Source organism: Collinsella sp. AF16-8 (assembly GCF_003462695.1).
In the GTDB taxonomy this organism is placed as follows: domain Bacteria; phylum Actinomycetota; class Coriobacteriia; order Coriobacteriales; family Coriobacteriaceae; genus Collinsella.
Genome location: NZ_QRXX01000003.1, coordinates 89,795 through 113,369, shown reverse-complemented (window position 1 = coordinate 113,369; position 23,575 = coordinate 89,795). Strand labels below are relative to the sequence as shown.

Sequence of the window (23,575 nt, the reverse complement as noted above, 5' to 3'; positions counted from 1 at the left end):
TTTGCGGCCGGCATGACCGCATCTTAACCCTAAAGGTACCTTTACGAGATGGTATCAGCCAAAACGTCCCGTCAAATAATCCGCTGTGCGCGAATCGGTCGGTTTTTTGAAGAGCTGAGCGGTGGGCGCGTGCTCCACCAGCTCGCCCAGCAAGAAAAACGCGACCGAGTCGGAGATGCGCGCCGCCTGCTGCATATTGTGCGTAACGACCACCAACGTGCAGATCTCCTTGAGCTCGCAGGCAAGCTGCTCCACCACCAGCGTCGACACGGGGTCGAGCGCCGAGGTCGGCTCGTCCATCAGCAGAATGTCGGGCTGCACGGCAAGTGCGCGGGCGATGCACAGGCGCTGCTGCTGTCCACCCGAAAGACCCAGGCCCGACTCTTTGAGCTTGTCCTTGACCTCGTCCCACAGGGCAGCGCGACGCAGGGAGTCCTCGACCAGCTCATCGAGCACGGCGCGGTCGCGCACACCCATACCGCGAGGACCGTAGGCGACGTTGTCGTAGATGCTCATGGGAAATGGGTTGGGGCGTTGGAACACCATGCCCACGCGCTGGCGAAGGCGGCAGATGTCGTAATCGCCCAGGATATCTTGACCATCGAGCGCAATCTTGCCCTCGATGCGGCAATCCTTGATGCCGTCGTTCATGCGGTTAAAGCAGCGCAGCAACGTGGACTTTCCGCAGCCCGAAGGCCCGATGAACGAGGTGATCTGCTTGTCGCGGATCTTGATATTCACGTCCTTGAGCGCATGGTGGTCGCCGTAGAACAGGTCGAGGCCCTCGACGTCGATGCGCGTCGGCGAGGCGGCAAGATCCTCTGCCGTGGGGCGAGTCGCATCCCCAACCTCGCGCTCATGCGCGGCCTCGGCCTGCGCTTCCATGAGTTCTTCAAGCTCCGTGGGCTCCACAGCCGCAGCAGCCGTCATACCGCACACCTCCATATCGATATCAATTCAGCAGTATCGATAGTAGGAATCGCGGCTCATACGCACGTGAGCACATTGTCAAGTGTTTGTAAGGGCACGCTAGCTATGCGGCGGGCAGCTCGATGGTGAATATCGTGTGTTCGGGCGTCGATTCACATGCAACGGTACCGCCGTGTGCCGCGATGATCTCCTTGGCAATAGCAAGGCCCAAACCGGCACCACCGCGATTGGTCGCACGCGCCGCATCCAGGCGATAGAACTTCTCAAAGATCACCTTGAGCTTAGCCGCAGGGATAGGATCGCCCTGATTGATAAAGCGCACGCGCACGCCGCCATCGTCTTGGCGCCTGGCCTCAATCGTGATAGTCGAGCCCTCATAGCTATAGGCGACGGCGTTTTTCATGATGTTGTTAAACACGCGGGCCATCTTATCGCCATCCACGAGCACCGTCAGGTCCTCGCGAATATCAACCTGGGCTTCCTTATGCTGCTCGTTAAGGATGGGATAGAACTCGTCAGCCACCTGAGCCAGCAGCAACCCCAGATCAACATAGCCGCGCGTGAGCACGATATCGTGGAAGTCAAAGCGCGTGATATCGAAGAACTCTTCGATGAGCGCATCGAGCCGGTGCGCCTTGTCGAGCGCCACGCCCGTAAAGTGCGCACGTTGCTCAACCGGCAGCTCAGGAGCCTCTTGAAGCAGCGAAAGATAGCCCACCACACTGGCAAGCGGGGTGCGTAGGTCATGTGCCAAGTACGTGACCAGATCGTCCTTGCGATGAGACTCGTCACGCAAGGCCTGTTGCACCTTGCGCTCGCGATCGCGCACACGGTTGAGTGCGCCCTCGACCTCCAGGAAGTCGCCGTCGATGTTGTCCCAGGTGTCGGGGTGATCGATCAGGCGATCTTGAATACGAGCGGCCAGCACACAATCGGCATGCTGCTCGCCTTGCTCATAGCCCTGGTAGTACAGGGCGCGGCCGCAAAAGAACAGCACGCACACGGCAAGCGCCAGCACAAAGCCAAGCATGTTGAATACAAAGCCGGCATCGAACAGCACCGGCCCTTCGATGCCGCCGAGTGCCATGGCGCCAATCGCCAACGTCATGGCCCACGCGGCACCGCCAATCACCACGCAGCGGCGTACGATTTCAAATCGATCGATCAGCAAAAAGCCGACAAGCAGCACCGCTAAGATTCCGGCGATGTTGTCGATGCCAATCAGCAGCAGGCTCAGCAAAAAGAGCAGCACCGTCGCAAGTGCACGGTTGTCGACGACTGCCCGTACGTATTCAAAGAGTCGATCGGGCACCTCGAATGCCTGCCTATCGTCTTTTGTCATATCCACTTCCCCACCATCAAAGGCGCTATTCAATTATGTAGCCGACGCCCCAGACGTTTTTGATAAAGCGCGGCTTTTGAGCGTCGTCGCCAATCTTTTCGCGCAGGTGGCGAATGTGCACCATCACCGTATTGTTGGAGCCGGGCATAAAATCCTCGTTCCACACCGCGCGGAACAGGTCCTCCACGGCTACCACGCTGCCGCGATGCTCGACCAGATACAGCAAGATGGAATACTCGATGGGCGTGAGGCGCACCGGTGCACCGTCCACCGTTACGGAACGAGCATCGCGGTTGATCTCCAGTCCGTCGAGCTGGATGGTCGGCGACTCGGCCGCCTGCGAGCGGCTACCGTAGCTGGTGTAGCGGCGAAGCTGAGCGTGCACGCGCGCGATGAGCTCCAGCGGACGGAACGGCTTAACCACGTAATCGTCCGCGCCAAGCGAAAGGCCCTCGATCTTGTCTTGCTGGGCATCGCGCGCCGTCAGCATGATCACGGGATAGGTATGGCTGGAACGGATCGTACGCAGCAGCTCAAAGCCATCGATATCGGGCAGCATGACATCCAGCAGCGCCAGATCGAACTCCTGCCCCAAGATTGCCTTGGCAGCATCGGCCCCGCTATAGGCGACCTGTACGTCAAAGCCTTCTTTTGTAAGGTAGATACCAACCAAGTCGGCGATGGCCTTCTCGTCATCAACTACCAAAATGCGCTCGTTCATGCGTGCTCCTCTCGCGCTCCATTATGCCCGAGGCGACGCACGCCACACACAACAAGCGTGGGTGATTAAGTCGGCCTTAAGCACCCTTGTGCCCGTTCAGGCGCGGATGTGGGCCACGCACGCACGCGATGATCGCCGACGCCGGCAAACGATATACTCTAGTTCCAGAAGAGACCATCCCGTCGAAAGCGAAATCCGTGAAGTCCCTCACCTCTTTTGCAAAGCGCTCAGCCCAGCTTGCCGCCGGCTTTGTCTGCGCCATCGCCCTTGCCGCTGGCGTGCCCACCGTCGCCGGCGCCCAAGCGCTCACGACCGACAATGTTTGCGGCAAAACCGCCGATGCGCGCGGCATCACGGCCGAAAACCTGCCCGATATCGATGCGACCAATGCCCTCGTCATGGGCAAAGACGGCACCGTCTACTATGCCCGCGGCGCCGATGAGCAGGTCAAGATTGCCTCGATCACCAAGGTCATGACCGCAATCCTAACCGTCGAGAATTGCAAGATGGACGAGAAGGTCACGGTGAGCAACGCCGCAGCCACCGTGGGTAATTCGACCGCCGGCTTGCTCGAAGGTGACGAGCTTACCGTGGAGCAGGCACTGCGCGGCCTGATGATTCCCTCGGGCAACGACGCCGCCGTCGTGCTCGCCGAATATGTGGGCAAGAAGATCGACCCTAAGACCAAAGACGCCGAGGCAACCTTTGTGAAGGCCATGAACGAGCGCGCCAAAAAGCTCGGCTGCACCGGCACGGTCTTTGAGAACCCACACGGTCTGGACTTTGATGAATGGGCCGGCGACATGCACTCAACCGCACATGACGTGGCGCTGATGATGCAGGTGGCCATGAAAAACGACACGATCCGCGAGGTCGTAGCGAGCGAGGATTCCTGGATCGAGGTCACGGGCGCCGACGGCACCGACCATTCGCATTCCATGGACACGCATAACTATTTGCTGGGCCAAGATGGCAACATCGGTGGCAAGACCGGCACCACCGACGACGCGGGCTACTGCTTTGCGGGTGCCTACAACCGCGATGGCGACGAGATCTACACCGTCGTTTTGAACTCCACCACCACCGACCAGCGCTTTACCGATACCGCAACCCTTGCCAATTGGTACTACGGTCACAAGGTGACGGTCGCAATCGCCAACACGCAGGAAAAGACTGCCAACGGCAACCCGCTTATGGCGCGCATTGGCCAAACCGACTGGACGGATAAGACGATCGACGCCACACTCGCCGATCCTACGGCGCAAGCGACCGTGTTTTCCCTTGCCGGCGAGGTGACCGAAAAGGTTAGCTACGACGATCTTTCGGGCACGGTGCATGTGGGCGACAAGGTGGGCAGCGTCACGCTCAAGCAGGACGGCACCAAGATCGCCGTCATGGACCTAGTTGCCGACGAGGAAGGCGCAGGGCCGAATCCCATTGAATGGCTACTCGTGAAGCTCGATCGCTTGGGCCGTCGCATCGACAACCGCCCACTCACGGCAGAAAGCGAGACCGTCGCCAAGGCGCCCGAGGTGTAGGGCGCAAGAATAATAAGTCCGCTGAAAGGAGGCGTCCGAAAGGATGCCTCCTTTTTTGAGGTTCGAATCCCCAGCTAACGTGGTTCAACTAAAAAAGGGTCCCTTTCGGAACCCTTCTTTAAAGTCTTACTGGCGGAGAGCTGGGGATGTCCGGGCATGCTGCGCATGCCCTCCGGCTTCAAAGCCTGGCGGCTTTTCGCCCACGGGCTACAAACGCTTTCGCGTTTGCTTAACGCCCGTGCCCTCTCGGGTTCGAATCCCCAGCCTCCTTTCTCCGCACAAAAAAGGGCCCCAAATGGGACCCTTCTTTCAAGTCATACTGGCGGAGAGCTGGGGATTCGAACCCCAGATGCCCTTTTGGGGCATACTCGCTTAGCAGGCGAGCACCTTCGGCCTCTCGGTCAGCTCTCCGTAACAGCCGTTCTATAGTAACCAAACAGCCAAGGATGAGCAAGAGGAAATTTTCTAATTGCCTAGCAGCCTTTCCTTCTTGAAAGCTTCGCCTACCCCAGCGAGCGGTTGAGGGAGCCGAGCTCGTCGTTGCCCATGGTGCGCCACATTTGGAAGATACAACCGCGCGCCAGGAAAAAGAAACCGTTGTCGACCAGTTGCACAGCGGCATCTGCCAACTGATTCGTCACGGCGGACACTGGCGGCAGCTCTAGTCCAGCCTTGTGGATGGTCTCGACCGCTTCCTCGAACGTCGGAGGCTCGCTGACGCCCATCTCGTTCATAAGGCCCTGCATTTCTTCCAGCGCGCTGCTGCCCGACTCCTCGCCGCGCGGCACCAGACGGTAACAAGCCAGCGCCAGGTCGAGCTGATCGCAATTCCAATAGGCAAACGCCAAGCGATAGAACAGGTAGCCGATTGCAGAACGATCGCTGGCAATACGTAGGCCGTGGCGCGCCACCTCGATAATCTCGTCAAAGCGCTCCAGACGCGCAAGCACGTTGATGAGCGCAAAGTGCGACTGCATGGACGAGCGCGCCAGATCGTAAAGATGGCGCACCTCGGGCAGTGCTCGTTCAAAGTCCTCTTGCTCGGCGTAAAAGCTGCAGATCTCGTGCTGGGCAAAGTACAGCGCATCGGGCGCACGAAGGATTCGCACAGAGCGGTCTTCTTCCAACACCGGTAGCACCATGCGCACCAGCTGGTTATCGCAAAACTGCGTTTGAGCCGGACCTGTCGCCAAAAGCTCGGCGACGGCGCACTTAGCCTCCAACTCCTCAACAAGACGAGAAAAGCCTTCAAAAGCACCTGTACGGTCGACTTTTGCCTGCTCGCGCAATTCAACAACACGGGCCACGTATGGGTCGTCGTCCTCTTCCATGACCTCCAGCTCGTCAGCCGTATCGGCAAGCAGTAGATCGCGCAGCGCCCGCGGCAGCATGCGATGGTCATCACGCGGACGAGCATGAACCTCCGCAGGTTCAATCGTCTCCGGAGCGGTTGACTCATATGCCTCAAGCACACGCTTGCACGGCATATCGTCCATGTCCATGCTCTCAAGATCCTTGGCGACAGGCACGCAATCGGCCAGATAGGCCGCGCGCCCAAAGAAATACGTTGCGACAACGCACTCGCCCTGCTCACTGTCGGGAGCAGCAATCTGCACATAGCAGCGCGTGATGCAGGTGCCCGCGGCAAAACACGCTGCCGCAAGCGTGAGCGCCACGCGCGCATCGTGCTCCGCAGCCCAGATCGCGCGCGTGTCCTCGTCCAACTCGCGCCAGGCGTCATCTTGAGCGTCGTATTCACGTTGTGGCATAGCATCAACGACAGACTGCCCAAACCGAACGAGCATGATCCCCTCGGCAACGTTTGCCCGATAGGTATAGTCGAGCCGCGTGACCACGTTAAGTGCCTCGACAATACGCGCGAAGCGGGTACGCACATCCCACTCACCGCCCGGCTGGCAAGCCACCGTACCCGGTTTGCCCCACGGGTTATCGCTCGAGGCCGTATCGAGCAGTCGGGGAACATCGTTGGTCGTCTTGGCGATATGCCACGCATCAAAGAGCGCGCAGCCCTCAAGGCTCGGCGAGGATGCCGCAGGGACCAATCCGGCCCCGATGTGCTCAAGGATGGCGGAGAGACGGTTAAGACGGCACTCGATGGCAAGCAGCATGTCAATCTCGTCCTGGTCCAGCAGGCTGCGATCAAAATTGAGATAGAAAAGCTTTGAGCGATCGATGCGAGCCAGGCTCATCTCGGACTTAGCGGCGATGGTGCGCAAGCGGGGCAAGTCAATTTCACTCATAAGGGCGGCGGCATAGCGCTCGATACCGCTCGGATTCTCGGCATGGTCAATGCGGTAAAGCAGCGTCTCGATAGCATCAGGGAGCGGTGCCGTGTTAAAGCCCAAAAACACCTCGACCGGCTCGGGCAACTTTACGAGCTTGATCTTGTCGACAACGTTTTGCATACCCTCGTCGAGTCCGTCGGCGTCCGCCGTGCTCGCAATGGTATTTTCGGAGTCAGCGAATATCACGTAGCGCAGGAACATCGATGCCATGAACTCACCGTAAGGAAGGGAGCGGGTCGAATTCCATGTCTCGTGGTCGGACTGCTCGCGCATGGGGCCTTCGGGAGAGCCGACGGTTCGCGCGCACGCGCGCATTGTGCCGTTGGCTCCCCGAACCACAATCTCACCAATACCGGAGTCCGACTCGTCAAGGACCAGTTCCATGTCGGGATCGTTGGGCAGCGGAGTCTCGCTAACGGGGCGGTCCACCTTGTACACCTCGCCCGAAACGCTTACGTAGCCCAAAAGCGACACATGACTTTTGCCAACGAATTCGACGACATAGCAAGATTCATGCTGATCCTCGCCAAAGAGTTTCCAGACTACGCCATATGAGCGTCCCGCAGGCTGCTCGGGCATCGCCGGAAAGCGCTTCTTGGGATCGAGAAACCTGAGCTTGTATGTCGGACGCTCTGCCACGAAATATCACCCTGATCGGTCGCTTGAAGAAGGAGTGGTCGCGAATAAGTCGCGACATCTACTCGGAATCTTACACGAGTCGACAGGAAATCGTCCCTTTGGACGAAAGCACTCAAGCTGACGCAAAAGAAAAGCCCCCGTTGCCGGGAGCTTTAATCTCAAATGGTGCGGCGTATAGGATTCCGCGCATCCGCTGCGCGGATCCGCACCGGCTTCGCCCGCCTGCCGGCGTGCTCGCCCGCGGGCTAAAAACGCTTCGCGTTTTCTTTACGCCCGCGCCTCGACCGAGGTTCGAATCAATGCAGTGTTTACGTAAAAGAAAAGCCCCCGTTGCCGGGAGCTTTAATCTCAAATGGTGCGGCGTATAGGATTCCGCGCATCCGCTGCGCGGATCCGCACCGGCTTCGCCCGCCTGCCGGCGTGCTCGCCCGCGGGCTAAAAACGCTTCGCGTTTTCTTTACGCCCGCGCCTCGACCGAGGTTCGAATCAATGCAGTGTTTACGTAAAAGAAAAGCCCCCGTTGCCGGGAGCTTTAATCTCAAATGGTGCGGCGTATAGGATTCGAACCTATGACGTTCTGATTCGTAGTCAGACCCTCTATCCAGCTGAGGTAACGCCGCGACTTGTTGATTATTATGCACATGGACTGAATAATGGTCAAGCATTTTTTCAAAAAAAGTTATCGAATTTGATTTTTACTCATTTGATGCAGTCGATCGAATCGATACTTTCAAACACGGCGAAAGCAACTCCTCAAGTATGTCGACATATAAGAAAAGCCTCCGTTACCGGAGGCTTTAAAGTTCAGTTGGTGCGGCGTATAGGATTCGAACCTATGACGTTCTGATTCGTAGTCAGACCCTCTATCCAGCTGAGGTAACGCCGCAACGCACGGATTATTATGCACGCGAGCCCCCGATGGGTCAAGCGACAATTAGAAAAAATTTTACGGAGTGATAATTAAGTTGTTCGTGCCTCGACCGAGGTTCGAATCCATGCGGTGTTGCCATAAAAGAAAAGCCCCCGTTGCCGGAGGCTTTCAATTTCAATTGGTGCGGCGTATAGGATTCCGCGCATCCGCTTCGCGGATCCGCACCGGCTTCGCCCGCCTGCCGGCGGACTCGCCCGCGGGCTAAAAACGCTCCGCGTTTTCTTGACGCCCGCGCCTCGACCGAGGTTCGAATCCATGCGGCGTCCGCCTAAAAGAAAAGCCCCCGTTGCCGGAGGCTTTCAATTTCAATTGGTGCGGCGTATAGGATTCGAACCTATGACGTTCTGATTCGTAGTCAGACCCTCTATCCAGCTGAGGTAACGCCGCAGCGCAAGACATATAAAACCACTTTAGCTTATTGGAGTCAAGCACAATTTCAAACTTTTTTGTGGAACGCAGTCTTGTCATGCTGCTCCGCATATACCGCCATTCCCCGTACGATCGATTGGCTTTTCGATCACGTCAAACTTAGCATCAAGTTCCCTCAGGAGCGATCTCACCCGCTGGGCACAATCATAATCGGCAAACGAGATACTCAACATGCGAGCAACCTGGTTAGATGTCCGGACCCCATAGAAATGCTCCAGGGCCACAAGCCCCTCGTGCGCCACAAACGTCTCAACCACATGCGGCGACTCCTCGTAGCACCATTGGGTCAACGGACCCTCACTCGTCTGTCGAACCACCAGGCCACCCATGCCAGACGGCTCACACGTCACAAGCAGGTACTCTCCGCCCTCGTCGCTCTCAAACAAAACCACCCGATCATCAAACAGCTCCATCGCGTCCCCTTTCTCTCGCTCTTATTTAGCAAAAGCATAGCAGGTAGATTGCTGTATACAGAACAGTTGTTCGTGTGTTTTCTATTGAGCTGTCCGCACGACATGGTATGGACCTGCGCACGAAATAGGGCGCCCCCGAAGGAGCGCCCTTGCATATCGCCTATGCAGCCAAGTTACGCGACCGGCTCGATCTTCTCGAGGCCGCCCATGTAGGGACGCAGGACCTCGGGGATCGTGATGGTGCCGTCGGCGTTCTGGTAGTTCTCCAGAATGGCAGCCATGGTACGGCCAGCCGGCAGGCCGGAACCGTTAAGGGTGTGCAGGTAGCGCGAACCCTTGAAGTTCTCGGGGTCGCGATACTTGATGTTGGCGCGACGGGCCTGGAAGTCACCGCAGTTGGAGCAGGAGCTGATCTCCTTGTAGGCGTTGTAGCTCGGCAGCCAGACCTCGACGTCGTAGGTCTGACGGGCAGAGAAGCCCAGGTCGCCGGTGCACAGGCTAATCACGCGATACGGAAGACCCAGCTGCTGCAGCAGGAACTCGGCCTCGGCGGTCATGCTCTCGAGCTCCTTGTCGGACTCCTCCGGCTTGGCAAACTTGACCATCTCGACCTTGTCGAACTCGTGCTGGCGAATGATGCCGCGGGTATCGCGACCAGCGGAGCCGGCCTCCTCGCGGAAGCAGGGGGTGAAGGCGGTGTAGCGGCGCGGCAGGGTATCGGCGTCGAGGACCTCACCGGCGTGCAGGTTGGTGAGCACGACCTCGGCGGTGGGGATCAGGAAGTTGTCGCCCGAGACGTGATAGGCGTCGTCCTCGAACTTGGGCAGCTGGCCCGTGCCGAACATGGTCTGACGCTTGACGACGATGGGCGGCCACCACTCCTTAAAACCACGGCTGGTGTGCGTATCGAGGAAGAAGTTGATGAGGGCGCGCTCAAGACGGGCGCCGGCGCCACCGAGAACGGTGAAGCGGCTGCCGGAGAGCTTGTTGCCGCGCTCGAAGTCAAGGATGTCGAGGTCGGTGCCCAGATCCCAGTGCGGCTTAAAGTCGAAGTCGAACTCGCGCGGGGTGCCCCAACGACGGCGTTCGATGTTCTCGTCCTCGTCCTTGCCGTACGGCGTGGCCTCGCAAGGAATGTTGGGCAGGTGAGCCATGAAGTCGTACTGCTCCTGCTCGAGGGCGGTGCGGCGCTCGGCCAGACCGTCAATTTTCTCGTTGACGGCGCGCACGGCCTCTTTGGCGGCCTCGGCCTCGTCCTTCTTGCCCTCCTTCATCAGGGCGCCGATCTTCTTGGACTCGGCATTGCGCGTGGCTTGAAGTTCCTCGACCTCGGTGATGACGGCACGACGCTCGTCGTCGAGCTCAAAGAACTTCTCGCGATCCCAAGACGTCTGGCGGTTAGCCATGGCGACATCGATGGCATCGGGGTTCTCGCGAACAAACTTGATATCAAGCATTAGATCCTCCGGCGATATACATTCCATTTAGGTTGCAACCTTGTACATGTATGGGCAAGTATATACTTATGAGCGTTTACGACCCAACTCAACTACGCAAGAAGGCACCCAATGGACGCAGTTTTTTCCTTTTTGTTTGGCACCCGCACCGGTTTTGCCATCCTTTTCGCCGGCGGCATCCTGCTGTTTGCGATTATTGCCTTTGTAATGGAGAAGCGCACCCATAAGATGTATGTCGACCGCGGCCCCAAGTCCGAGGACGAAGAAGACAGCTTCTGGGACTAACCTGCCAAAAAGGGACAGGTTTATTTTGGTCGGTTTTATCTGGGCAAACGCAAGTGCCTCGCAACTGGAATTGAGCCAGTTGCGGGGCACTTTTCGCTAAAAGGACAAAACCGCAGGAAAAACCTGCCAACATAAACCTGTCCCTTTTTTGGTCGGTTTTACTGGAGGGTTGCGTCGATTGCCTTGACCAGGGCGCTGCGCATGCCGGCGTCCTCGAGCGCAACGACGCCCTTGATGGTGGCACCACCGGGCGAGCATACGGCATCCTTCATCGCCGCAGGATGCTGGCCAGTTGCAAGCTGCAGCTTTGCCGTACCCAGCACCATCTGGCTCACAATGCGATAAGCATCCGCACGCGGGATACCGTGCTTGACCGCCGCATCGCCCAGGGCCTCGATTGCCATGGCGACAAACGCCGGAGCGCAACCACCCACCGTGCCGCCCACAAACAGCAGGCTTGTGTCGAGCTCGACGACAGCGCCAAGCTTACCGAGCAGGTCGAGCACCACAGCACGCTGCTCGTCGTTAAGCGTCGAAGCCTTCTCGCAGGCGATGACGCCCTCGCCCACCGAAACCGGCGTGTTGGGCACCGTCGAGATATGCGCGACGCCCGGCAGGACCTGCTCCCACTTGGCACTGTCCCAGGTCCAGGCAACCGACAGAACGACCTTTTTGGCAAGAGCATCCTTGAGCGGGGCGAATACCTTCTCGATCATGTACGGTTTGACCGCAGCGACCACGATATCGGATGCGGCGACAACCTCGGCGGCATCGTGGCAGGCGACCATGCCGCGCGCCTCGCAGCGCTCAACCAGTGCGTCGTAGCGACCCGCGCAGGCGCACATGTCGCTCGCAGCTACACCGGCAGCGATCCAGCCATCGGCCATAGCGCTCGCCATATTGCCAAAACCGACAAATCCAATCTTCATATCGCATAGTCCTTTCAGACACATTCCTCAAAACGAAAGGTATTGTCCCACGCCATTGTTTCGTATTGCCGACCTATTTGTGATACGGCTCGCCACGACTGATCTTGCAGGCACGGTAAATCTGCTCCAGCAGCACCACACGCGCCAGGTTATGCGGCAAGGTAATGCGTCCAAAGCTGAGCATCTCGTCGGCTCGTGCGCGCACGTCATCGCTCACGCCGTCCGAACCGCCGATTACAAAGGCAATGTCGCTGCTGCCTCGCAGCATAAGATCGTCGAGCCTCGCCGAAAACTCCTCGCTCGAGCGCTCCTTGCCCTCGATAGCCAGCAGGATCACATGCGCTCGAGATGGCAAGGCGGCAAGAATCGCCGCCCCCTCCTTGTCGCGCGCGGCATCCACGCCGCCCGCCTTAGCCGGGTCGATATCGGCCACCTCGCGGATATCCACCTTGGCATAGGCACCTAGGCGCTTGGTGTACTCAGCGCACGCGTCCTTCCAAAAGCGCTCCTTGAGCTTACCGACGCAAACGACGGTGTATTTCACGCGCGTCTACTCCTTCGAATCGTTTTGAACTTTGCCGGCGGCCAGCATCTGCTCGAACATCGAGGCCGACTGCGAAAAGTCGCTCGGCAGCACGACCGTCGAGGTTTTACCCGTGCGAGCGAACTCCGTCATCATCTCGGACCACTGCGTAAACATGAACAGTTGGTTGGCCTCGTCATTGCCGACACCCGTCTCCTGGATGATCTCGAGCGAATCTTTGATACCCAGCGCGATGGCCTTGCGCTGGTTGGCGATGCCCTCGCCCGCCTTTTCCATAGCCTCGGCCTCGGCGGTCGCCTCGGTGACGCGCTTGATGCGGTCGGCCTCGGCGAGCTCCTGCGCGGCAGCGCGCTTGCGCTGGGCAGCGTTGATGTCGTTCATGGAGTTCTCAACCTCGGTCGGCAGTGCGATTTTGGTGATGAGCGTCGACACGAGGGTGAAGCCGTAGGCGGCCATCTGCTCGGAAACGGTAGCGTTGACATCCTTGGCGATGTCATCCTTCTTGGCAAAGACCTCATCGAGTGTGTAGACGGGGATGGAGGAGCGCAGGGCGTCGGTGATGAAGTCGCGCATCTGGTCGACGGGCTCCTGCAGCATGTAGTAGCTCTTGTAGATGCCCGAATCTGCCGGGCCGGCGCCCATGTCGTAGCTCACGTGGTACTGAGCGGAGACCTCAAGACCGATGGTCACGTTGTCCTGGGTCTTAACGTCGATGCCAAAACCGTTTTTCATGGTGCGCAGACTCACCGTGGCGGCCTTGCGGTCGATCACGGGTACCTTCATGTGGAAGCCCGCGTTGACGATACGGTTGAACTTACCCAAGCGCTCGATGATTACGGCGTGCTGCTGTTCAACGACATAACAGGCGTTGGGGAGCAGCAGCAACAGGATGATGATGGGAATCAAAAGGCTGGTAAGGGCGGCGATGATACCGGAAAATAGCATGGTCTCTCCTCTGATAGGCACACGTTGGCATTAGGATACCCGTCCAAGGAGATCGTGCATAACAAAAAAGCTCCCATTGCTGGGAGCTCTTTCAATCAATGGTGCGGGCGAAAGGACGTCCGCGTATCCGCTTCGCGGATCCGCACCGGCTTCGACCGCCTGCCGGCGGACTCGTCAACTCGCTAAAAACGCTCCGCGTTTTCTTTACGCTCGCTCCTTCGCAGGTTCAAGTCCCCGCGATGGGCCCATAACAAAAAAGCTCCCATTGCTGGGAGCTCTTTCATTTAATGGTGCGGGCGAAAGGACTTGAACCTTCATGGGGTTGCCCCCATACGGACCTGAACCGTACGCGTCTGCCAATTCCGCCACGCCCGCGTGCAGGAATTAGAATAACGGAGCGCCACCGCGAACGCAAGAACTATTTTTGAAAAAGTTTGCAGGCATTTTCCCAAGCGGCTTGCGCGATTGTTTCGGGGTCCTCACCTGTGCGATCGACACGGTCGTTAACCAGCGCGTTTGCCGTAATGGAGATCATTGCGGGCTCGCATTCAAGACCGCGGATGGGCTCCGGAGCCATATACGGGCAATCCGTCTCGAACAAAATTCGATCGAGTGGGGTTGCCGCAAATGCCTCGCGCACGTCGTCGTTGCGCTTAAAGGTGGCCGCACCACCATAGGCGATATAGCAGCCCAGCTCCACAAAGCGCTCCATCGTGGCGCGGTCCTCGCCAAAGCAGTGCAGCACACAACCGGCCTGGGGCACGCCCACCTCACGAAGCACGTTGTAGGCGTCCACGTGCGAGGTACGCTCCTGGTCCGTGTCCTCGTGACGCAGATGCAGCTCCACCGGCACGTTATGGCACACGGCAAGCTCGAGCTGGCGCGCCATGCAGTCAATCTGCACGTTATGGGGTGCCGGCGCAATGTCGTCGTCATAGTCCATGTGGTAGTCCAGGCCGATTTCGCCAATACCGGCGCATAAGGGGTCATCGAGTGCGGCAACGACCTGTGCGTGAACGTCGTCGGTATAGTCCGGCGCGCCATACGGATGCACGCCGGCAAGATACTTGATCTGCGGGATATCCTGCATCGGCAGAATCTCGCGCGTCAGCCAGTCGCTATAGTCCGTCACGCTGCGCTTATCGGCAATGGGATCGAAGACCGTCACCAACAGGTCGATGCCCGCGGCTTTGGCGCGCACGAGTGTCTCGGGCACTTCTTTGCCCCAAAACGAAAGCAGATGCGCATGCGTGTCAGCAAGCGGTGCCAAGGGCACGGGACAAGCAACCGTCTTCTTTTTCTTGGTAAACGTCACGCGTTCGGCATTAGGCATCATGGATTAGCTCCTGGGCCAGACGGACAAAGTCGGCAACATCAAGCGTCTCGGCGCGCGTGGTGGGTGCGATACCGCAAGCCTCAAAGGCGGCATCGAGCACGTCCTTGGCAAAACCGTTGGCGCTCATGGAATTGCGGATGGTCTTGCGACGCTGAGCAAATGCAGCGTCAATCACGCGGGCCACAAATTCGCGATCGAGTTCTTCGGGCACCACACCGTCAACACGGTCGATACGCACGACGGCCGAGTCCACGTGCGGCGCCGGCATAAAGCAACGCGGCGGCACCTCAAAGCGACCCGTCACCTGCGCATACAGGCCGAGCTTTGCCGTATAGCCGCCATAGGTCTTGTTGCCCGGCACTGCGGCAATGCGATCGGCAACCTCCTTTTGCACCATGACGACAGCGCGCTTAAGCGTGGGCATCGTCTGGAAGAACTGAAGAATGATCGTCGCCGCCACGTTATAGGGCAGATTCGCGACAAACACCGTGGGTTCACCACCGGCGGCCTGCTCAATCTGCTCCGGCGTCACCTTGAGCGCATCGCCCATGATAAAGCGGAAGTTGGCATAGTCGGCGGCGTGGGCATCGAGCACCGGCTCAAGCTCGGGATCGGCCTCAATGGACGTAACGCACGCCGCTTCCTGCAGTAACGCAAGTGTCAACGTTCCACAACCCGGACCCACCTCGAGTACGCGCTCGTCACCTGCAAGCTCGGCAAGCTCGCAGATACGCTCGATCACATGATTGTCGATTAGAAAGTTCTGGCCCAGGCGATGCTTGGTCGCAAGGCCAAACTCCTCCAGCAGCTCCCTGGTGGCCGTGGGGTTTGCCAAAGGCGAAGTTGTCATGGTTGCCTCCTTAGCATGATGGCGGCGTCTTGAAACAAAAGGGCATGGACCGTGGCGGCCATGCCCTTACAGCTAAACAGCAAATTGCCGATATGGCGCTCGCGCGGTCTCTACGCCAGACGCGGGAACAGCGGATCGCCCTTCTCGACGGGCTGACCACCAGCAAGCAGGCCCCAAGCGCAAATGCCCTTGAGGTCGTCGCTCGCGGCCTCGCCCTCACAGGACAGGCGGCGCAGAGCCTCGACAGAAGTCTGGGGCATGAGCGGCATCAGCAGGTGGGCGGCGATGCGGATGGCCTCGAGCAGGTTGTAAATCACAAATGCCAGCTCGTCAGCCTTGGCCTCGTCCTTGGCAAGCGCCCAGGGCTCGGAGTCCTCGATGTAGTGGTTGGCGGCATGGATGAGCTCCATGACCTCATCCTTGGCTCCGCCGTAATCGAGCATGTCCATCTTGGCCATGTAGCGCTCGACCAAACCGTCGGCAATCTTTGCCAGCGGGTTATCGAACGCGTCGGCAGACGCCGGTTTAGCCGGGGCGCAGCCGTCAAAGTACTTTGCGCTCATGTTGAGCGAGCGCGAAATGAGGTTGCCCCAGCTGTTGGCCAGATCGGCGTTGTAGACCTGCTCCATGCGATCGAAGCTGATGGCGCCGTCGGTGCCGGGGACCACGTCGGTCATAAAGTAATAGCGATAGCCCTCGACGCCCAGCATGTCGATAACGTCCTGCGGAGCGATGGCGTTACCGCGGCTCTTGGACATCTTCTCGGCCTTGCCTGTCTCGGCATTGCGCACGGTCAGGAAGCCGTGGGCAAAGACGTGCTCGGGCAGGGCCTCGCCGATGGCCATGAGCATGGCGGGCCAAATGACGCAGTGGAAGCGGATGATGTCCTTACCCACGATGTGGAACTGCGCGGGCCAGCGATAGGCCAGCTCGGCACGCGCCTCGTCGGTGTCGACACCGTAGCCGACGGCCGTCATATAGTTGAGCAGCGCATCGAACCACACGTAGGTCACGTGACCCTCGTCAAACGGGACCTGAATGCCCCAGTCAAAGCTCGTGCGGCTCACGGAAAGGTCGTTAAGGCCGCCCTCGACAAAGCTACGTACCTCGTTCATGCGGAACGCAGGCTCGACAAAGTCGGGGTGCTCGTCATAGAGCTTGAGAAGCTTGTCCTGGAAGGCGGAAAGCTTAAAGAAGTAGGACTCCTCCTGCACGCGCTCAAGCGGACGGTGGCAGTCGGGGCATAGATGCTGGCCGACGCTGCCGTACTCCTCGTCGCCCTTCTGGACCTGCGTATCAGTGAAGTAGGTCTCGTCAGGCACGCAATACCAACCGTCGTAGCTGCCCTTATACAGGTAACCGGACTCCTTCATGCGCTCCCACAGATACTGCACGGCATGATGCTGGCGCGGCTCGGTGGTGCGGATGAAGTCGTCGTTGGAAATCTCGAGCTTGCTCCAAAGCTCCTTGAAGTGCGGGGCCTGGCTATCGGTCCACTCCTGCGGCGTCATACCATGCTTGGCTGCGGCCTCGGCGACCTTCTCGCCGTGCTCGTCCATGCCGGTCAGGAACTTGACGTTATAGCCGGCGGAACGGCGATAGCGAGCCTGAACGTCGGCGATGATGGTGGAATAAGCCGTGCCCAGGTGCGGATCGGCGTTGACGTAGTAGATGGGCGTCGTGATAAAGAACGAAGGCTTGCTTTGATCCATGGGGTTTGTCCTCCAGAAAAACGTTGCATACAGAGGATGATTCTAGCGCAAGGGCTGGATATCCTCCATCTATTGCATATCGAGCACCATGGCATAGACATCGCGCTTGCGGCGCGAATACTTCTGAGACAGGCGCTTGGCCACCGCAGACGCGGGCTCCCCCTCCTCGAGCGCGGCGCGGACATCCTCGCGCAGGGCCTCGTCGGGATCCGCTACCGCAGCGCCAACCGGCGCGATGCCGGCCTCCTCATCCTCGCTCGGCGGCGCGATGACCAGCGCAATCTCGCCCTTTACCTCGCCGCGAGCACGCAGCTCCTCGGCAAGCTGGTCAGCGGGCCCGCGCAAGACCTCCTCGTGCAGCTTGGTGAGTTCGCGGCAGACGGCAACCTCACGCTGGGGAAAGACCTCCGCCACGGCCTCGAGCGTCGCCACGATGCGATGTGGAGACTCGTAGAAGATGAGTGCGCCGGGCACCACGGCAAGGCGCTGCAAACGGCGCACACGGTCGCCGTGCTTTCGGCCCAAAAAGCCCTCGAAGAAAAAATGCTCGCAGGGAATGCCGGACGAAACAAGCGCCGTGACGCAAGCAGAGGGCCCGGGAATAACTTCGACGGGCAAATCGGCCTCACGCGCCGCCTCGACCAGCGCCTGGCCGGGATCGGACACGCTCGGCATGCCGGCGTCCGAGGCAAAGGCGAGGGTCTCCCCCGCCAGCAGACGGTCGACCAGGCCGGCAGCGCGGCTAGCGATCACATTCTCGTCGCAACGGACAAGCGGCTTGGAAATGCCCAGGTGCATCAGCAGCTTTGACGTCACACGCGTGTCTTCGCAGCAGATGACATCGGCAGCGGCAAAGGCCTCGCCAACGCGCGGGGACAGGTCACCCAGGTTGCCGATGGGCGTGCCGACCACATAGAGTTTGCCCGTATGGGCGCTGTTTTGCGTCATATCAACCTATTCAATCATGCCGCGCTCGAGCGTACCGAGCGCCGCGCGGGCGTCCCATGCTGCAATGCGCTTCTCGGTCTTCCACGTTTGGAAGAACCAACCGGCAGCCGGCGCAAACGAAGCCAGCTGGTTGGCGATAAACACGCGCTCGTAGGCATTGCGGCCCTCGGGCGTAACCGACGAGTTGGCAAAGATCGCCGCGCCCGACCATTCGCCCACCAGCACGGGGAACCCAGTCGAAATCGCTTCTTTAAGCTCGCGCTTGTTACGCGAAATCGCCGTCGTCAGCCCGCGAGGGCTCGTGATGTCGAGCGCATACTCGTCGCGGTAATGGTACAGGTGAAGGTCCATGTAGACGTTCTTGTACTTGGCGCCGCGCATAAAATGCTTCCACTCGCTGGGATGCCCCGACGACGAGAAGACGACGATCTTATCCTCGGGCATATACGAACGGACGAGCTCGTAGGCATCGCGATAGAAATTGCGCAGGTAGTGAGCGGGAATGCCATCCGTCATGGTGAAGAGGCTCTTGCGAACGCTCATCTGCGGCGTGTCCAGCAGCTCAATGCCCAGCAGGCTCTCGGCCTCGCCGTAGCGATCGGCCAAGCGCTCGAGCACGTCGAGTGCGACATGGCGGCCGTTAGTGGACGAATGCCACTCGGCAACAGCCTCCGGCGTGGTGGGCGAATCGTTGGAATCGCCCTGGCCACCGGGCACAGTTGCCAGATCGAGCAGCACGCGGATGTCGTACTTGGCAGCCCACTCAATCGCGCGGTCGATGTAATCGACAACCGATATGTAGGAGGCATCGGACTCCTGTGAGCCAAAGGCATACCAAGGCACCGGCAGACGCACGGCATTGAGACCGATCTGCGCCATGCGACGAAAATCGTCCTCGCTCACAAACGTCTCGTAATGGCGGCGCATGCGCTCGTTATAGGCGGCGGTACCCATGGCCTCCTGTAGCTCGGCCGCGTTGGATGCACCGGTCGCCGCGTACAGCGACGGGGTCACCCAAGGCTCGGGAATAAACCAGCCAGAGAGATTAACGCCGAGTATCCTCTCCATCACTGCCCCCTTCGGATCATGCAGGTCGAACCCGCATCGTATTGCATAGGATAAGTATCGTTTTGAGTATACCCGCGTGTGCGGACAGGCGACCGAACGGTCTGTAAAGTGACGCGAAAGTGGGAGGAATGTCTGGGAACAGGCGGGCTCGGGATGGTGCGATGAGGTGTGTACGCGCGCCAGAGGCAGGCACCGGAAAGCATGTCCCGTTCTGAGCCCTTATTCTGGGACGCAGTTTCCGCAGAACCCTACATAAAAGAAAAGGACCCCTTTGCAGAGGTCCTAGTCAATTCAAGGTGGCGGGGAAGGGAATCGCGTCCGCGCGCTGCGCGGACGGACCGCTGCGGCGCTTACGCGCCTTGCGAGCTGCGCTGGCAAACGCTTACGCGTTTACTCAGCTCCGCGCCCTCACGGGGCTCGATTCCATGTGGGGGCTGCATAAAAGAAAAGGACCCCTTTGCAGAGGTCCTAGTCAATTCAAGGTGGCGGGGAAGGGAATCGAACCCCTGACACGAGGATTTTCAGTCCTCTGCTCTACCAACTGAGCTACCCAGCCATTTGAGGTGTGCCTTGTTTCAAGGCTTGATTAGTATAACCAAGGACGCGTTCCGGTCAACCGAGAATTTTAAAAAAGTTTTTGAGCACAGCCTCGGTTCTATAAATCGGCACGTCAGAGGCATCAGCCGGCAGCAAGAAGTTTTTCGCTCAGAGCCGCACGGGCAAACTCACTTGGCGTCATCCCCTCGGCAGCCGCCCGTCGACGAATGGCCTCCTTCATTCCCAGAGGAATCTTGACCGACAGCGTTGCCGTCCCCTCACCTGAGAGTGGGGGCCGTCCATGCACGATCCCACCAACGGTGTGTTCGCCATCCGGAAACTCTCCGCGCTCGTACGACTCGCACCACGCGTCAATCATTTCATCCGTTACAACCTGACCATTAGCGGCCGTATACGTCTTGCCCATCATCGACCCCTTTGCCGAGCCTGTTCAATCTCCTGCCAAAATTTCTTCTGGACTGGAGACAAGGCATGAATGATAAGCCACCCACGGACAAGCTCGACCGCGACAAGCTCCACGCTTCGTCCGTCTGGGAGCCATCCAATCGCAAGCCATCTCGGCGGCTCGTCCTTCGACTCGCGACGAATGCACTCAGTAACCGCAAGCCAAGCGCTTAGCACCTGCTTTTCCGTCAGGTGCTTTTTAGCGTTGGGATGGATCTCAACATCCATGCATCTTCTCCTCCATCTTACCCAATTTCGTATGACGAAAGTCCGCTGTCGCCAATTCTTAAGCCGGCACGCGTTGGAGAGCAGGGGTCGAAACAATGATTGAAGAGCGCTCTAGTGCGGCCCAGGCGCCGGGGCAGGAGCACATACGCCAGGGACATACGTTTTCGTAGCGCGCGAGGATATTGCCGTCGCGATCGATGAAGGCGATGTCGATGGGATAGGCCATAAAACACGTATGGACCGAAGAGCAGCGTGGAAACGCCATGACGAGCGGCAAGCCGTTGGCGGCAACCGGACGCCGTCCCAGCATGCCGCGCAGGCGCACGACAAACGACTCCGCCACCGCAAACTCGGCCGGCGTCCAACCCAGCCTGTTGAGTGCCCGCGCGTAGGCGATGTAGGACGAGACCGCGGTCACATGACCACCCCCGGACGCCATGGATCGACCGTCACCGCGCGCTCGTGCGACAACGTTGTCGGCGCCCCCAGCGGAACGCCAGCGATGCTGAGAGAAGTCGGCCACGGCTCATAGTGCATGGTGCAGGTGTAGGTCCTAAACGTACCGGATAGGGAGAGCAGGCCACCATCCGATGCCTCCGCGCCTTGCTCGCTCGACACTTCGATCTGCAAGTCATAGCCTTCCATGGCATTCAGAATTTGAGTCCGGACCGTCGCCGAGGCATCGACAGAGCTTTCGTCGCCCTCCCCGCTCGGCGCCACGGCGTGCGCCAACACGATGTCGGGCACCACGCGGTCGAAGCGCGCGACAGCGCTGGCATAGATCATGACGTTGTATACGATGAGTGCCAGCACCAGCAAAACGGGCGTAACCACTGCTATCTCCACCGTCGCTTGGGCGCGCTCCTCGCGCAGACGCATGCGGATACTCATTACGACCCACCGCCCAGAGCGCCAACCAGCGTGGCGACATCGACGGTGAGCGGGATGGAGCCGCCGCCGGGCAGAGGAATCTCCGCAAGCGTGAACACCGTACCGCTGATGGTGCGTTCGACTTGATATTCCAACGCCTCGCAAAGCGCCTTGGGATCGGTCACGCCCAACGGAATACTTCGCAGTTTGTCTTGCGCTTGAGAGAGACCAGCAATGTCAGACCCCGGGCTCTTAATGACGTTGGCGGAATCAGTCAGCACCGGCTTTCGCAGGCGCAAGTCGCACGGTTCCAAACCCAGCGCCGCCACGGACGCCGAAACGGTATCGCCGAGCCACGATGCAATGGAGCCCAACGCGCCGCTGCCCCCTCCTAGGCCTTTAATCATCTCGTCCATAAGTTCGTCGGCCGAACCTTGGATGTCTCCGTATCCCACAAGCAGCCGTCCCCAGACATCCATGACGCCGTCGAGCACGCCGGCAACGCCGCCCGAGCGTTCCTTCAATGTCGAGAAAAATCGCGAAAGCACGTTGTTTTGCGCCGTCGCCCCATCGGGCGCCAGCACCGCGGCAGAGATGGCACCGCGATCGCCAAGCCTAACTGCCGTGTTAAACGAAGAGTTGAGTTCATCGGAGCTCGAGATGGCACCCGAAACCGCAAAGGCAACCACGCCGTTGCGACCGGGCGGAGCGATACGCGGGCGCTCACCGGAAAGTTCTTTGATGGCGGTATCGAACGCATTGCCCGCACGGTCGGCTTCGTCCTCGGTCTGACGCTCGAGCTCGAGCTCCTTGTTGCGACAGTCGACGTAGTCCTCCAGGGCGTCTTTAAACTTGTCAAAGTGATACTCGAAGCCGTTTTCGATAGAGGTTGAAGGCGCCGCAACAGCACCAAGCGACAAAACGCCAAAATGGCATTTGCTGCATTTATCCTGTCCATCGTAATCGGCAACCGAAGCAAATCCGCTCGGCGTCCCTTTCTTATAGTTAGGGCAGGTCGTCCCGTAATGCAGATACGCCTTGTCATCGTTCACGCTAGTCGGCCACACCGCATCGGTATAGAGTTCCGTCGCCCGAACCTCATCAGAGTTGCGCGGCAGCAGCGGAATATAGGAGGAAACCCTGTCTCCGTTCTCGGTTATATATGCCCGATCGACCTCCGCGTTCGCATAGGTATAAAACGCCTTACGCGCCGCAGACTCTGCCTTCATCTCGACACTCGAGCCCTGGGGCTTCTCATTTGTCAGACGCCAATGGTAGTAGTCCTTCGCGCGATCAAGGGCAACTTGAGGCTCCCACGTAACGCTCGATGAGTAATGCGGATTTTGAACACCGGAGAGATCCGTTAGGCTTTTTGCGCGCTCCCACATACAAGAACAGCTGCCGACCGAGCCCTTGTCAGACCCACCACAATCCGCCAGCCAAGCGCGCTCCTTTGCCTTCGCCGTCTCCTCCGAGGCCTTCCGCAGCTCCTCGGCCGCACGCTCTAAATCATCTGATGTGTCTTTAATGGTATCGGTCGAGATCTCTGACCCTTTGAGCGCAGCAAAGTCCGACTCGGATGTCCTGGGCACGGCAAGCGCCGTACCGGTATAGGTCACACTATCGGTATCCTGCGCCGACACCGCCTGCGTGGCACGCGCGGCGATCAGATACGGCAGAGCCGTCTCGATTTTCTGTAAGCCTTCCGATGCGCTTTTGGCAAACTTGTTGCGCGTTTTAATGATCTCGATCCCGGTGTCGACCATATTGCCGGCAACCGGCTCGGCACCCGGGATGAGGATGGCGACCAGGCCCGTCCCGATCGTGGCAAACCCCGCCAGCCCCAGACTCAAGATACTCGCATCAACCACCGTGGCAGCCGTGTGATAGGACGACACCACGTTGGCACCCGCCAGCGCGCCGCTATCAGCCGCCACCTGGGTGTCCCCGGCACGCGACATGCTCCATATCGCCGCGGTCGACGAAAACAACAATGTGAGCACCACTAGGATGACCACGGCAGAAGAAAGCGTGGTATAGGCACCGTCTTCGATAAACAGATCGACACCGGCTCGACCCATAAAGCCGCCTCGTTTGCGGAGAGCGCCTGGTCGACGGCGGGCCGCAAACCCTTGCGTCACCCGCAACAGGC

At 59.2% G+C, this 23,575-nt stretch carries 21 protein-coding genes and 6 tRNA genes; 2 read left to right on the top strand and 25 right to left on the bottom strand.

The window, feature by feature from the left end:
- Window positions 1–54 precede the first annotated feature (54 nt).
- From pstB to DWW73_RS04065, 3 genes are all read right to left on the bottom strand, one after another.
- Complete coding sequence (gene pstB, locus DWW73_RS04075) at window positions 55–930, bottom strand: phosphate ABC transporter ATP-binding protein PstB (protein WP_199413461.1); 876 nt, start codon at window positions 928–930, stop codon at window positions 55–57.
- A 103-nt stretch (window positions 931–1,033) separates the two neighbouring features.
- Window positions 1,034–2,272: a sensor histidine kinase KdpD gene (locus DWW73_RS04070; protein ID WP_117778823.1), complete on the bottom strand. Its 1,239-nt coding sequence runs from the start codon at window positions 2,270–2,272 to the stop codon at window positions 1,034–1,036.
- 25 nt (window positions 2,273–2,297) lie between these two features.
- The gene (locus tag DWW73_RS04065; RefSeq protein ID WP_117778822.1) at window positions 2,298–2,993 is read right to left on the bottom strand and encodes a response regulator transcription factor; all 696 of its coding nucleotides are present in this window, start codon (window positions 2,991–2,993) and stop codon (window positions 2,298–2,300) included.
- 197 nt (window positions 2,994–3,190) lie between these two features.
- On the opposite strand from DWW73_RS04065, the gene DWW73_RS04060 reads away from it, so the two are divergent.
- Window positions 3,191–4,531 (top strand): D-alanyl-D-alanine carboxypeptidase family protein, encoded by a 1,341-nt coding sequence (locus DWW73_RS04060; RefSeq protein ID WP_158563778.1) that lies wholly within the window; start codon window positions 3,191–3,193, stop codon window positions 4,529–4,531.
- 320 nt (window positions 4,532–4,851) lie between these two features.
- On the opposite strand, the gene DWW73_RS04055 is transcribed toward DWW73_RS04060, so the two are convergent.
- The 7 genes from DWW73_RS04055 to serS all read right to left on the bottom strand — a co-directional run bounded on the left by DWW73_RS04055 (window position 4,852) and on the right by serS (window position 10,706).
- Window positions 4,852–4,942 (bottom strand) — tRNA-Ser (locus DWW73_RS04055).
- A gap of 92 nt (window positions 4,943–5,034) precedes the next feature.
- Window positions 5,035–7,476 carry a lipopolysaccharide assembly protein LapB gene (locus DWW73_RS04050; protein WP_117778820.1) on the bottom strand — a complete coding sequence of 814 codons (2,442 nt, stop codon included), beginning with the start codon at window positions 7,474–7,476 and terminating at the stop codon, window positions 5,035–5,037.
- 543 nt (window positions 7,477–8,019) lie between these two features.
- Window positions 8,020–8,096 (bottom strand) — tRNA-Arg (locus DWW73_RS04045).
- A 189-nt stretch (window positions 8,097–8,285) separates the two neighbouring features.
- Window positions 8,286–8,362 (bottom strand) — tRNA-Arg (locus tag DWW73_RS04040).
- Window positions 8,363–8,717: 355 nt separating this feature from the next.
- Window positions 8,718–8,794, bottom strand: a tRNA-Arg gene (locus DWW73_RS04035).
- A gap of 77 nt (window positions 8,795–8,871) precedes the next feature.
- Complete coding sequence (locus DWW73_RS04030) at window positions 8,872–9,249, bottom strand: hypothetical protein (RefSeq protein WP_117778819.1); 378 nt, start codon at window positions 9,247–9,249, stop codon at window positions 8,872–8,874.
- Window positions 9,250–9,422: 173 nt separating this feature from the next.
- Entirely contained in the window at window positions 9,423–10,706 is a 1,284-nt protein-coding gene (gene serS, locus DWW73_RS04025) for a serine--tRNA ligase (RefSeq protein ID WP_117563693.1), read from the bottom strand.
- 111 nt (window positions 10,707–10,817) lie between these two features.
- On the opposite strand from serS, the gene DWW73_RS10190 reads away from it, so the two are divergent.
- Entirely contained in the window at window positions 10,818–10,991 is a 174-nt protein-coding gene (locus DWW73_RS10190; RefSeq protein ID WP_168170424.1) for a DUF6724 family protein, read from the top strand.
- Between the two features lie 158 nt (window positions 10,992–11,149).
- Here DWW73_RS10190 and proC read toward each other — a convergent pair whose 3' ends face one another.
- The 15 genes from proC to DWW73_RS03950 all read right to left on the bottom strand — a co-directional run bounded on the left by proC (window position 11,150) and on the right by DWW73_RS03950 (window position 23,504).
- Window positions 11,150–11,920 carry a pyrroline-5-carboxylate reductase gene (gene proC, locus DWW73_RS04020; RefSeq protein WP_089572672.1) on the bottom strand — a complete coding sequence of 257 codons (771 nt, stop codon included), beginning with the start codon at window positions 11,918–11,920 and terminating at the stop codon, window positions 11,150–11,152.
- Window positions 11,921–11,993: 73 nt separating this feature from the next.
- Entirely contained in the window at window positions 11,994–12,464 is a 471-nt protein-coding gene (gene rlmH / locus DWW73_RS04015; RefSeq protein WP_117563694.1) for a 23S rRNA (pseudouridine(1915)-N(3))-methyltransferase RlmH, read from the bottom strand.
- A 6-nt stretch (window positions 12,465–12,470) separates the two neighbouring features.
- Window positions 12,471–13,409, bottom strand: coding sequence for an SPFH domain-containing protein (locus DWW73_RS04010; protein ID WP_117778818.1), 939 nt, complete (start codon window positions 13,407–13,409; stop codon window positions 12,471–12,473).
- A gap of 288 nt (window positions 13,410–13,697) precedes the next feature.
- A tRNA-Leu gene (locus DWW73_RS04005) sits at window positions 13,698–13,784 on the bottom strand.
- A 43-nt stretch (window positions 13,785–13,827) separates the two neighbouring features.
- A complete protein-coding gene (locus DWW73_RS04000; RefSeq protein ID WP_117778817.1) occupies window positions 13,828–14,745 on the bottom strand; it encodes a TatD family hydrolase in 918 nt (305 codons plus the stop codon).
- On the bottom strand, window positions 14,735–15,595 hold the full coding sequence (gene rsmA / locus DWW73_RS03995; protein ID WP_117778816.1) for a 16S rRNA (adenine(1518)-N(6)/adenine(1519)-N(6))-dimethyltransferase RsmA: 861 nt from the start codon (window positions 15,593–15,595) through the stop codon (window positions 14,735–14,737). Before rsmA ends, DWW73_RS04000 begins: the two co-directional genes overlap by 11 nt.
- A gap of 110 nt (window positions 15,596–15,705) precedes the next feature.
- The gene (gene metG / locus DWW73_RS03990) at window positions 15,706–17,307 is read right to left on the bottom strand and encodes a methionine--tRNA ligase (RefSeq protein ID WP_117563697.1); all 1,602 of its coding nucleotides are present in this window, start codon (window positions 17,305–17,307) and stop codon (window positions 15,706–15,708) included.
- Window positions 17,308–17,376: 69 nt separating this feature from the next.
- Window positions 17,377–18,255: a 16S rRNA (cytidine(1402)-2'-O)-methyltransferase gene (gene rsmI / locus DWW73_RS03985; RefSeq protein ID WP_117778815.1), complete on the bottom strand. Its 879-nt coding sequence runs from the start codon at window positions 18,253–18,255 to the stop codon at window positions 17,377–17,379.
- A gap of 6 nt (window positions 18,256–18,261) precedes the next feature.
- A complete protein-coding gene (locus DWW73_RS03980; protein ID WP_055309641.1) occupies window positions 18,262–19,323 on the bottom strand; it encodes a glycoside hydrolase family 5 protein in 1,062 nt (353 codons plus the stop codon).
- 483 nt (window positions 19,324–19,806) lie between these two features.
- Window positions 19,807–19,879 (bottom strand) — tRNA-Phe (locus DWW73_RS03975).
- Window positions 19,880–20,002: 123 nt separating this feature from the next.
- Entirely contained in the window at window positions 20,003–20,287 is a 285-nt protein-coding gene (locus DWW73_RS03970) for a ribbon-helix-helix domain-containing protein (RefSeq protein WP_035137167.1), read from the bottom strand.
- Window positions 20,287–20,553 (bottom strand): hypothetical protein, encoded by a 267-nt coding sequence (locus tag DWW73_RS03965; RefSeq protein WP_117736226.1) that lies wholly within the window; start codon window positions 20,551–20,553, stop codon window positions 20,287–20,289. Before DWW73_RS03965 ends, DWW73_RS03970 begins: the two co-directional genes overlap by 1 nt.
- Window positions 20,554–20,611: 58 nt before the next feature.
- Window positions 20,612–20,971, bottom strand: a complete 360-nt coding sequence (locus tag DWW73_RS03960) for a DUF192 domain-containing protein (protein ID WP_233504137.1) — start codon at window positions 20,969–20,971, stop codon at window positions 20,612–20,614.
- Window positions 20,968–21,444: a TadE/TadG family type IV pilus assembly protein gene (locus tag DWW73_RS03955; RefSeq protein WP_117563701.1), complete on the bottom strand. Its 477-nt coding sequence runs from the start codon at window positions 21,442–21,444 to the stop codon at window positions 20,968–20,970. Before DWW73_RS03955 ends, DWW73_RS03960 begins: the two co-directional genes overlap by 4 nt.
- Window positions 21,444–23,504: a hypothetical protein gene (locus tag DWW73_RS03950; RefSeq protein WP_117778814.1), complete on the bottom strand. Its 2,061-nt coding sequence runs from the start codon at window positions 23,502–23,504 to the stop codon at window positions 21,444–21,446. The genes DWW73_RS03955 and DWW73_RS03950 overlap by 1 nt, the downstream gene beginning before the upstream one ends.
- Between the last annotated feature and the right edge of the window lie 71 nt (window positions 23,505–23,575).